Consider the following 10,596-nt stretch of genomic DNA (forward strand, 5'->3'; position numbering starts at 1 on the left):
GGACGATGGATTCGGCACCGCACTGGCGCCGGCCAAGGTCTTGCGCAAGCATAAATGGGGGATACGCATGAATGTCGACGAAGACACTGTTCGTCAGTTGGCCCAATTGATCTGGGAAACCGAAGGCAAGCCTGAAGGGCAGGAGTCCCGGCACTGGGAAATGGCCACACGCCTGGCAGAGTCCGCCGCCATGGCGCCGGTCCGCACTTCAAGCAAACACAAAGTCGATACGTTGTTCCCGTCACCCGATGAGTCAGGCAACGACGTGTGAAGGGACCCGAGCTCGCCCAGGCGTCGTGTCGGGGCGAAGCTCGGTGAAGCATCTCACCACGCCGCTATCAGACCGCTCCGTCCCTTTACACGCTGGCGGGTTGGTCGATGCGGCGATCCGCCCGCCGCGCATCCACTAGTGCCCAATACCACATCCCCAGCCCGCCAAGGGTCAACGCCGCCGCGGCGTAACCGGTGGCCGGCAAGCCGTAGCCCGCCGCAATCACAACACCGCCCACCATCGGGCCGATGGCGTTGGCCAGATTGAACGCGCTTTGCACCAGCGCACCCGCCAGAGACTGGGCGTTGGGCGCCACGTCCATCAGACGGGTCTGCAGGATCGCCGCCAGGCCTACGCCGCAGCCGATGAAAAACACCAGGGGAATGAGCAGCCAGAGGTTGTCCGTGGCCGAGGGGTAGAGCGCAAGCACCAGCGCCGTGAAGCCCAGCGATACACCTGCCGCGAGCATTGTTGCCCGGTCGGCGGCCCAGCCGCAGATCAGGTTGCCCACCGTCGTGCCCAGGCCGAACACGGCCATCACCACTGGAATCATGAAATCGGAGGCGTGGGTGACATCAATCAGCGTGGCCGCCAGGTAGGTGTACACGCAGAAGATCCCGCCGAAACCGATGCCGGCGATGCCCAGGGTAAGCCAGACCTGTCGCGAGCGCAGGGCGTTGAGTTCGCGCAGCGGGCTGGCGTTGGCGTCAGCAGGGGAGGCGGGTGCCAGGCAGCGGATCAGCACGGCCGTGACAGCGGCAAGACCGGCCACGATGGCCATGCCCCAGCGCCAGCCGAGGGTCTGTCCGATCCAGGTCGCAAACGGCACGCCGATGATGGTGGCGATGGTCAGCCCCATGAAGACGCGGGAGACCGCTTGCGCACGGCGGTTCTTCGGCACCAGCGACGCGGCCAGCAACATCGCGACGCCAAAGTACGCGCCATGGGGGAATCCGCTCAGAAAACGGAAGAACACCAGCCACGGCAACGACGGCGCCACGGCGCTCAATGCATTGGCAATCCCGATGAAGGCGGCAAGGGCCACGAGCAGCGCGCGACGTGGCAGACGCACGCCCAGGACCATGATCACCGGCGAGCCCACCACCACGCCCAGGGCGTAAGCGCTGATGGCGTGCCCGGCCAGCGGCTGGGTGACACCGAAGTCACCGGCGATGAAGGGCAGCAACGTCATTGAAGCAAATTCGGTGGTGCCGATGGCGAACGCGCCCATGGCGAGGGCAAACAGCAGCCAGCCCATATTGAAATCATGCGGGGTGTGGGAGGTATTCATGGCAGATCAGGACGGGTTCCGGTAAGAAGCATGCTGTGATACCTGAAACCGGTTTCGGTTCAACGGCAATCCAGGTTGCGACGGCCGCACGGTCGGCGCGCGGCCGCTCCGCAGGTCGGTCAGTTGACGGGTTTGGCGGCGGGCAGTGCGGCGCCCTTGGGCCATAGCATCCAGATCTGCCCTTGTTGTTTCATGTTGCCCGCCAGTTCGCCGGCTGCATCGCCGGTGCCCCAGAACATGTCGGCACGGACCTCCCCGGCGATGGCGCCGCCCGTGTCCTGCGCGGCAACGGGGCGCACCAGCGGTGTGCCGTCGGGGCGGGTCGAGGACAGCCACAACAGGCTGCCCAGCGGAATGACCTTGCGGTCGATCGCCACGCTGTAGCCGGCCGTCAGCGGCACATTCAGTGAACCGCGCGGCCCTTCAGTGCTGTCCGGGCGCAGGGTAAAGAACACGTAGCTGGGGTTGCTGCCCAAGAGTTCGTTCACACGTTCGGGATGCGCAATCGCCCAATCGCGGATACGGCCCATCGACACCTCGTCTTTGGTCAACTGGCCTTGCTCGACCAGCCAGCGGCCGATCGGCTTGTAGGGGTAACCGTTCTGATCGGCATAGGCGATGCGCAACTGGCGGCCGTTCTCCAGCTGAACCCGACCCGAACCCTGAATCTGCAGGAACTGCAGGTCGATGGGGTTTTCCAGCCAGGCCAGCACGGGAGCATTGGCGCCTTTGTTGCCAATGGTGGCGGCGTCGTCATAGGGACGCAGCACGCGGCCGTCAAGCCGCCCGCGCAGGCGCTTGCCCTTGAGTTCCGGGTAGATGCTGTCGAGGTTGACGATGATCAGGTCGTCGGGAACGCCGTACACCGCCACCGGGTGCTGATCGTTGCGCTCCTCGCTGCCTTTGTAGATCGGTTCGTAATAGCCGGTGATCAGGCCGTTGGCGCCGTGCTCGGAGGAGCGCAGGCTGTAGACCTGCAACTGATTCTTGAGGAAGTCGCGCACCGCGCCGGGGGTTTGCGGCACCTGCGCGGCCAGGGCACACGTGCCGCCCCAGACCGGGTCCTTGGCCAGACGTTTGCACGCCGAGAACCAGCTGTTGTACCCCGCCATCAGGTCGGTGTCGTTCACCGCCGGCAAACTGTCCCACTCCACGCTGACATAAGTCGTCGCTTCGGAAGGCTTGGTCTTTGGCGCGCCGCCGTCGCAGGCAGCGAGCAGGGCGATCAGGGGAGCGAGGCAGAATACGAAACGGCGCCAGTGCAGGCTTGTGGTCATCACGCGGGGTGTTTCCTGAAAATCATGCGAAGGCGGCTAGCTTGGTGAAAGCCGAAGGCTGCGTCAAATGGATGAGGGAATCATTTGCATGAAAGCCGACGCGCCGGCCAGCCCGTGGCAAAGGCGCAGCGGATTTGCCGCCAGAATTGCACTTTTTCTCCGTTAGCCGCTCTGACCTTGGCCGGGACGCGGCGATTTACGCGGCGTCCAGATTGTTGAAGCGCTCGATGGATGTTTGCCGTGTTCACCGTTTTACCCCGTAACCAACGCCTGCTCGCGCAAGTGGCCGTGTGCCTGCTCTGGCTCTGCGCCGCGGGCTGTACCCGTCAGGACGGGCAGGACGTGGCCACGCAGTGGAGCGAGACGCGCCCTCAGGAGTTCTTTCAAACCAGCGTGGACCGCATGGCAACACTGGCCATGCGCGACAACCTCGACAGCCTGTTTCTGCTGATGAACAAGCTCTACCTGCGCAATCCCGGCGAGTGGCGAAAGTCCGGCTTCGTTGACCCAGCAGCCGCAGAGCGCAACGTGCGCGAGGCCATCGAGCAGCGAAAGCCCTTGCCGCAGCTGGGCGCTCGACGTGACCTTGCGGCGCTGAGCTACGCCCTCAGCCCGGACTTTCTCGGCGATCGCGTCGGCGCTTTCATCTATGCCATCGGCAGCATGCTGGTGACCGCCCACGGCGGGCGCGTCGAATTCTTCATGACCGACCAGATCAACCCCACTTTCGTCAGCAACGCGGCGCGCAATATCGAGAAGGCCACCTGGCTGCTGAGCCAGCGACAGAACGCCAATGGCGAGCTGCTGCTGTTCTCCAACGAGATTTCGGAGGAGGGCAGCAATCTCAGTTTTGCCACCGAGTTCGGCAAGATCGTGGCGCGCCTCGACCTGCTGACCCAGATGCTGGACGAGCGCTATAGACGCATCGGCCTGAATTACGCCCAGAGCCTGTTGTTCCTGAACTTCCTCCCTGTGCAATAGGTTTTACTCCGGCGCTGAAAACCTTTTTCTGCGGCCCCTCATCCTTGTCGGCATTCGGTCGATAGCTAATTTGGCGTTGTGCAAAACAACTACAACATTAATGGCATGGGGTCGACGATGTTTAAAACAGTGCAGGCGCGCTACACGGTCATATTTGTGGCCTTGATCCTGGTGATCGCGGTCATCACCGAACAGGGGATCGTGCATCTGGTCACGCCCAAGGTTCGGGAAACCCAGGAAAAGGTGGTGCTGGGTCAGGTTGACCAGATCGGCACGCGCATCCTGTCGGACCTGGCCCGCGTGGAAGCGCAGTCCCGAGCCATCACCCAGGCAGTGCCGCTGCTGGAAAGCGATGCCATCGACACCGTGCTCCCAGGGCTGGTCGATCAATACGGCGATCAGAAAGTCTTCGGCGGCGGCGTCTGGCCGATGCCGGACAAGCGCACCCCGGGCCGCAACAAACACAGCTCGTTTTTCCACCGTGATGGCAGTGGCCAGTTGGTGGTGAGCACGTACTGGAACTCCGACCCTGCGCCCAACTATTGGGAACAGCCGTGGCACCGTGCCGGACAGAACGCACCCAAAGGCAAATGCGCCTGGGCGGCGGCCTATCAGGACGAAGCCAGCCCGCAGCCGCGCACCAACTGTGCGATGGGCATCTACAAGGATGGCGCGCTGTACGGCGTTTCGACCATCGACGTCACCCTGGGCTTTTTCAATGGCCTGATCCAGGAAAAGGAAAAGGACATTCAAGGTCAGGTCATGATCGTCGAGCGTGACGGCAAAATTCTGACCAACCAGAGCCGCATTCCCGGCGAAATCATCCTCAAGAATGTGTCCGGTTTCAGTGGCCAGTCGATGTTCGCCAAAGCCATTCAGGACGGTCTGAGCAAAGTCTCTGGCGACGCCGTGTATTCCCAGGAATACATCGACCCGCAACTGGGTGACCTGACCTTCTTCCTGCGCCCGGTCGTGGGCACGCCCTGGATGATTGCCACGTCGCTGCCGACCGCCATGCTCACCGCCAGCAGCACCGAGGTCTTGAAGACCCTGGGCTGGCTGCAGATCCCGCTGGTCATTCTGTTGCTGGTGGTGCTCGGTTTCGCCTTCCACCGCCTGCTGGCCCGCCTGACCGTTCTGCGCACCAACATCGACGCGCTGTCCTCGGGTGAAGCCGACCTGACCCGGCGTATTCCGATCAAGGGCGAAGACGAACTGGACGCTGTAGGGCACTCGGTCAACAAGTTCATCGCCTTCCAGCAAGCCATGATTGTCGAAGTCCGCAACGGCACCGAGCAGATTTCAGCCGGGCTGGTGCAGTTGCAGGATCAATCGCGCAACATCAACCAGATCCTCAACCGTCACGCGTCGGAGACCGATCAGGCCGTCACCGCCATCAACGAGATGAGCGCCACCGCCGACAGCGTTGCCGAGAGCGCCACGCAGACGGCGAGCTTTACCCAATCGGCGAACGATGCCGCGCAGCTGTCCCGTGACGTGGTCGACGAAGCATCGGTCAGCGTCCGGGCACTGGTGGCCGAAGTTGAAGACGCGACTAAATACGTGCAGGAAATGCAGGTCGATGCCAAGCGCATTACCGATGTGCTCGGGGTCATCGGCGGCATCGCCCAGCAAACCAACCTGCTCGCACTCAACGCGGCCATCGAAGCCGCGCGGGCGGGTGAGCAGGGCCGTGGCTTTGCCGTCGTGGCCGATGAAGTGCGGGCGCTGGCCGGTCGGACCCAGCAGAGCACGTCGGAGATCAACGAGATGCTCGCGCGCCTGGAGCAGGGCGTAAGCACTGCCGTGGGCGCCATGGAAAAAACCAAGGTCAGCTGCCAGTCGACCGCCGACCGGACGTCGCGGGTCAACGAAGGCCTGGATGGCATGGCCGGTTCGGTGCTGCGCATTCATGACTTGAGCGCACACATTGCAACGGCGGCAGAAGAGCAGAGCGCGGTGACCGAGGAGATCAACCAGAACATGATCGCCATTCGGCACATGGTCGGTGAGCTGGTGGGCTGTGGTCAGCAGACCGACACCAGTGTGGCGACGCTGATGGCCTCCAATGAACGCCTGGTGGCGATGATCGATCGCTTCAAGGTTCGCTAAACAACCCTTTTTCCAGCCACGCAAATAAAAGCCGGAGCCCATCAAGCTCCGGCTTTTTGCATTGGCTGGCTCAGTAGCTTTCGCCGCGAATGTATTCCTGCATTTTTTCGATCAGCCTGGCCTGTTCCGCGATGGCCGCCTTGACCAGATCGCCGATGGACAGCAAGCCCACCAACTGCCCTTCGTCGACCACCGGCAAATGCCGCAGTCGCCGGTCGGTCATGATGTTCATGCACTGATCGACCGTGTGCTGCGAGTCCACGGTCTTGACCTCGTGGGTCATGATGTCGCTGACCGGGGTGCCCGCCGAAGCGCGGCCCTTGAGCTCCATCTTGCGGGCGTAATCGCGCTCGCTGACGATGCCGACCACCTTGCCGTCGCGCACCACCGGCACGGCACCGATGTTTTTCTCGGCCATCAGCTTTATCGCGTCGATGACCATGTGTTCAGGCCCGACGGTGTGAACCTCAGCGTGGTGCGTGTCTTTCAGTTTGAGTAGTTCGGCTACGGTCGTCATGCTGGCCTCTCCGGCGCGTTTCTTGTGAGCACGGCCGGTCTGGCCGTGCATAGAGAATCGTCGAGAGATGCCATTCCGGCAAGTTTGAAAGCGCCATGCAGCGCTGTAAAAGCGTCAGGGCCAGAACGCCTGAGCTCTTTCTTGTTTCTGCAGGCGGGGCCAGCGCACTGTCAGCCGATGCGCCGCGTCAGGCCTGAGGGGCCGTGTGCCTTCGCCAATGGCGCAGCGCGCTGCTGGAGCCGGCCGGACACGTCTCGGGTCTGCAGGACGAACCCTTGCACCCAATCGACGAAGGTCCTTTCGTCCAGCGCCCTGAGGGGGAGCTGCGTGCACAGACGCACCGAGTGTTCCTCATCCAGCGCCAGCCAGCAGCCACTCATGGCGCCGCTGTCGAAATTGAGCCTCATCAGCCGTTCGTACAGACCCGGGTCGGGGCGCAACGCCAGTTTGCAATGCAGAATCGCGACGTCGCCCGCCGTGGGAATCTCGATAATCACCACTTCGCGGCCCTCGTCGAACAGCGCGCACACGCCGTTTTCGAGTTGCAATGCAGTGCCCAGCTGTTTGCCCAGTGCCTGAAGGCAGGCGTCTGCCTGTGTCGTCATGTTCATCATTGCGGTGTCCTGTCCGGGTGGTATCAATCGAGCGTCGAGGCCTGATGCGCTTCGGTTCTTAGCGCGGCCTGAATGCCCCATGGGTGGCCTGGCCCAAGTCTTGGGCGGCCTGGGAATCACCACGGTCGGCGATCTCACCGTCGGCGGTGGCCTTTTTCGGGTTCGTCTGGTCCGGGCCGTAGTCGAAGGTGACTTCCCCCATGAGGCGTTCGATGCTCAAAGCGCTGCCGCTCTTGTAGCTGACGAACGGGAACGGGGTGCCGAACGCGTCTTCCTTCGCTGCGGTCTTGAAGACCGCGATGCTCTTGATGCGCAGGTTATTCTTGTCGCTGAGCAGGTCCTTGAGCATCTCGTCCGTCAGACGGCCGCTGAGTGCGCCGTCTTCGATGCGCTCCTTGATGTCGTCCCGGACCTCCAGCTTGATTTCCGCGCGCGTGGTCCCCTTGCTGTCCTTCAAGGCATCCAGCAGCCCCTTGAGCTGAGGGTCGGCGTTCATCATGTCGTGGATGCGCTCGGCGTTGCCTGCGTTGCAATCGCGGCCAAGCATCTGTTTGACACGGTCGATCTGCCGTTTGGATGGCGCGGCCTGATCCAGGCGGTTGACGTTGTTGTGCTTGACCACCATGTCCATCAACGACATCAGGCTGGAGCCCTGGCTGGCAGCGGTGTTCTGACGGTCGAGCTGGCGCAGGGTCTGGCGCGCGGCATACTGGGCGTCGTTCTGGTCAGGCTGATCCGTCTGGTACTTGCGCTTTAGGTCCTGCAACACCTGTTCGGGGTTCTTGCCGTCGGGCGACGGATTTTTGCTCATGCCGGGGAAGGCTTTCTCCAGGCTTTCGCTCAGGGCTTTGACGTCGGCGTGCTGCAACGGCAGGGCGTTCTTGAAGCGTACGTCGTAGGACTTGCCGGTCTTGTTGTCGAAGGCCAGCGTCGCGCTGACCCCAAGAGGCGCACCGCCGGCAACAAACATATTGCTGGGGCGCGAGGTGAAAACGGTGCTGAACATCCGTGCATAGCCGGTCACCGAGCCTTTTTCGAGGAATCGGGCGCGGTTGCTGCTGTAGATGTCCGTATGCAGGCTGTCGCTGCCGTGCCCCTCGGTGCGTTCCCGCTCGGCGCTCAGCAGTGACACGCTCCCCAGCAGACCGGCACCGAAGCGCATGAAGCCGGCCACGGGTTCTGCGTCAGTGCGGCCCTTGTTGGTACGTGATTCCAGGTTCACGCCCGCATCGAGATCGAACGCGTGCTTGCCGGTCGTGCGCACTTCCTTTTCAACGCCGCGATCCATCAGCGCCATGGGCTTGAGGCCACCCTGCGTCGGGCGTTTGCTGCTCGCCAGGGGTGTCTGCATCAGATCGGCCATGAACGCATCGAGCTCGTCGTCGCGGATGAAAAAGCTCAGCGCCGTGCTGTTGGCGTATTTGTACTTGGCATCCAGGCTGCCGCCGAACCAGCCGCCATTGGTTTGAAGGTTCGCGTGGCTGTCACCCGGCGTCGAGCTGGTGTCGCTTTTCCCGCCGCCAAAACCGAAGCTGCCTGTGCCGCTGATTGCACCTTCGCGGCTCATCGAGACCTTCAGCCCCCGGTCGAAGCGGGTGAAGGTCAGGCCGTAGGTCCGCTCCGGGTCGATGTTGCCGCGAAAGCCGAGGAACGCGGGCTCCGCCGGCCCCGCGACGCCACCGGTGATGCCACCCCCGTAATTGCGGTTCAGCTTGACGCTTTCACGCGGTTCGAGATCACGCAGCGCCTGGGTCAGGCTGCGAGTCACATCGGCGTTGCCGGGGCCGGCAGGGGTTTGCAGCCCTTGCAACACGTTGCGCTTGAGCGGGTGATTGTCCTTGCGCAAGTGCTTGAGCAGGTTCTTGGTGGCGTCGTAGCTGGCTTCGAGGGAGGCGTGGTCACGAAAGCCGGCATCGGTGTAGCGCTTGACCGGGCTGCCTTCGTAGGCCTCGTTGTGCAAGGTGGCCAGGTCTTTGGCGATCGTGCCGAAATCCTTGGCGCCCGGCTTCTTCACTTCATCGGCGAACCCGTCGAGGGTGCTGCTGATGTCGTTGAGCACCTTGACGTCCAGCGCCAGCCGGGCACGGAGCAGCGCCTGCTTATCGCCTTGGGTACGCGAGCCATCCAGCGGCGATTCGGTGTTGCGCCGTTCCAGCGTGAATTGCCTGGCCTGAAGGGAGGTGAGCAGCTGTCCCACCTCGTGAGCATTATCGATGCCGCTGTGGCGCAGAACGCTGGCCACGTGCGGCAGCATGTCGTTGTCCCGCGGCTTGCCCTGGAACGCCGGGTTGATTGTGCCATTCTTCAGCAACGCACCCTCGTCCTGTGCCAGCTCACGCAGAGTCTTCTGCAGGTCCTCGGTGACGCTGGTCTGAAACCAGTTGAGCAGCTCAGCCAGCTCGCTTGATTCAGGCGACATCAGGCGTGGCGCAAGGTCCTCGATGCGCTCGGCCATCGGCCGTACCGAAGCGCGCGTCGCGGCGTTGGCGGCGGTGGCACGTGTGCCCAGTTCGTTCAGCAGCGCGGTCTCTTCGGCGTAGATCGGCTTCAGGCCTTCGCGACCCTTCCAGGCGTGCTGCACGCTGTCAGCAGGCACCTTCGCCGCGCCGGTCAGCGAAAGGTGCGAGGTCAGATAATTCTGGGTCAGAGAAGCCGGGGCGTATTGCTTGGCCTTCATGCTCTCCACGTTGTTACTGCCCATCACGTTGACCGTCAGCTTGGCCGCGCCTCTGCGCAGTGTTTCCGGCTCGGCGGCGGCCAGACGATTGAAGGCCGCGTGGTCATTGCGCGGGGCGGCCGGTGCCGGTGTTGCGGCTTCCCATCCGGTTGCGGTTTTGACGAAATCTCCCGCGCTGGTGGTGGCCAGCAGGCGTCCGTCATGATTCGGGCGCAGGTCGTCAACGGTGGCATCCAGAGGTGTGTCCGGGCCCAGAACCGCGTGCCAGCTGCGCTGAGGATTGAGTTCTCGAGCATTGGCCTCATTGCCGGTCAGTTGAAACAGTGTCCCATCGCGCAGGGCGAACCAGTGCTTGCCACCCGTGCTGATCGCCTGGATATCGCCCGTGCCGGGCGGCTTTGGCAGCAGCGCCCGCTCGCCGTTCTGGTCGTGCAGGCGCAGTTCGCCATCGCTCAAGGTCATGAAGTTCTGATCGTTCTGCACGGCCAGTTTGGCGGCCACCAGATGCTCGGCCCCGCGCAGGGCAGTGCCTTTGGCTTCTGTTGCGCGACCTTGCAGGGCCAGGTCGGCGCCGCGCCCCATGTCGTGGGCGGCGGCCTGGGGCGCCACTTTCAGCTGTTTTAGCTTGCCGTCCTTGTCGATGAGGTACGCGAAACCATCCTGGCCTGCCTGCAGGGCCTTGATGTCTTTTTCCGTGGTCTTCTTCCATTCCTCGGTGCGCGGGTCTTGCACCAGCAGGGTGTTGTCGTGGCTGGCGATTTTGCCGCGCGGCAGCTGGATCTGCGCGGCGGCGTCAGGTGTCAGGACCGGCAAGCCGCGCTGGCGGTCCATGACCAGCGGCGCCATGGACCAGCCG

General features: G+C 63.1%; 7 protein-coding genes and 1 pseudogene. 3 read left to right on the forward strand and 5 right to left on the reverse strand.

Annotated features, from left to right (window positions below):
- Positions 1-67 precede the first annotated feature (67 nt).
- Positions 68-199: pseudogene (locus tag VF672_RS10535) on the forward strand (DUF2934 domain-containing protein); the annotation flags it as partial.
- Between the two features lie 157 nt (positions 200-356).
- Here the strand turns inward: VF672_RS10535 and VF672_RS10540 are convergent.
- Entirely contained in the window at positions 357-1,562 is a 1,206-nt protein-coding gene (locus VF672_RS10540) for an MFS transporter (RefSeq protein WP_331104417.1), read from the reverse strand.
- 119 nt (positions 1,563-1,681) lie between these two features.
- Positions 1,682-2,839: a murein transglycosylase A gene (locus VF672_RS10545; RefSeq protein WP_331104419.1), complete on the reverse strand. Its 1,158-nt coding sequence runs from the start codon at positions 2,837-2,839 to the stop codon at positions 1,682-1,684.
- 270 nt (positions 2,840-3,109) lie between these two features.
- Here VF672_RS10545 and VF672_RS10550 point away from each other — a divergent pair, with 270 nt between their 5' ends.
- Together VF672_RS10550 and VF672_RS10555 are read left to right on the forward strand one after the other, a co-directional pair.
- Positions 3,110-3,820, forward strand: a complete 711-nt coding sequence (locus VF672_RS10550; protein ID WP_331104429.1) for a hypothetical protein — start codon at positions 3,110-3,112, stop codon at positions 3,818-3,820.
- Positions 3,821-3,937: 117 nt separating this feature from the next.
- A complete protein-coding gene (locus VF672_RS10555; RefSeq protein ID WP_331104421.1) occupies positions 3,938-5,932 on the forward strand; it encodes a methyl-accepting chemotaxis protein in 1,995 nt (664 codons plus the stop codon).
- Positions 5,933-6,002: 70 nt separating this feature from the next.
- On the opposite strand, the gene VF672_RS10560 is transcribed toward VF672_RS10555, so the two are convergent.
- From VF672_RS10560 to VF672_RS10570, 3 genes are all read right to left on the reverse strand, one after another.
- The gene (locus VF672_RS10560) at positions 6,003-6,449 is read right to left on the reverse strand and encodes a CBS domain-containing protein (RefSeq protein ID WP_331104423.1); all 447 of its coding nucleotides are present in this window, start codon (positions 6,447-6,449) and stop codon (positions 6,003-6,005) included.
- Positions 6,450-6,619: 170 nt separating this feature from the next.
- Positions 6,620-7,063, reverse strand: a complete 444-nt coding sequence (locus tag VF672_RS10565) for a type III secretion system chaperone (RefSeq protein WP_331104425.1) — start codon at positions 7,061-7,063, stop codon at positions 6,620-6,622.
- A gap of 58 nt (positions 7,064-7,121) precedes the next feature.
- Positions 7,122-10,596 (reverse strand): AvrE-family type 3 secretion system effector (locus VF672_RS10570; protein ID WP_331104427.1); only part of this gene is annotated, 3,475 nt, incomplete at its 5' end.

It is taken from the genome of Pseudomonas sp. (genome assembly GCF_036387035.1).
Lineage (GTDB): Bacteria > Pseudomonadota > Gammaproteobacteria > Pseudomonadales > Pseudomonadaceae > Aquipseudomonas.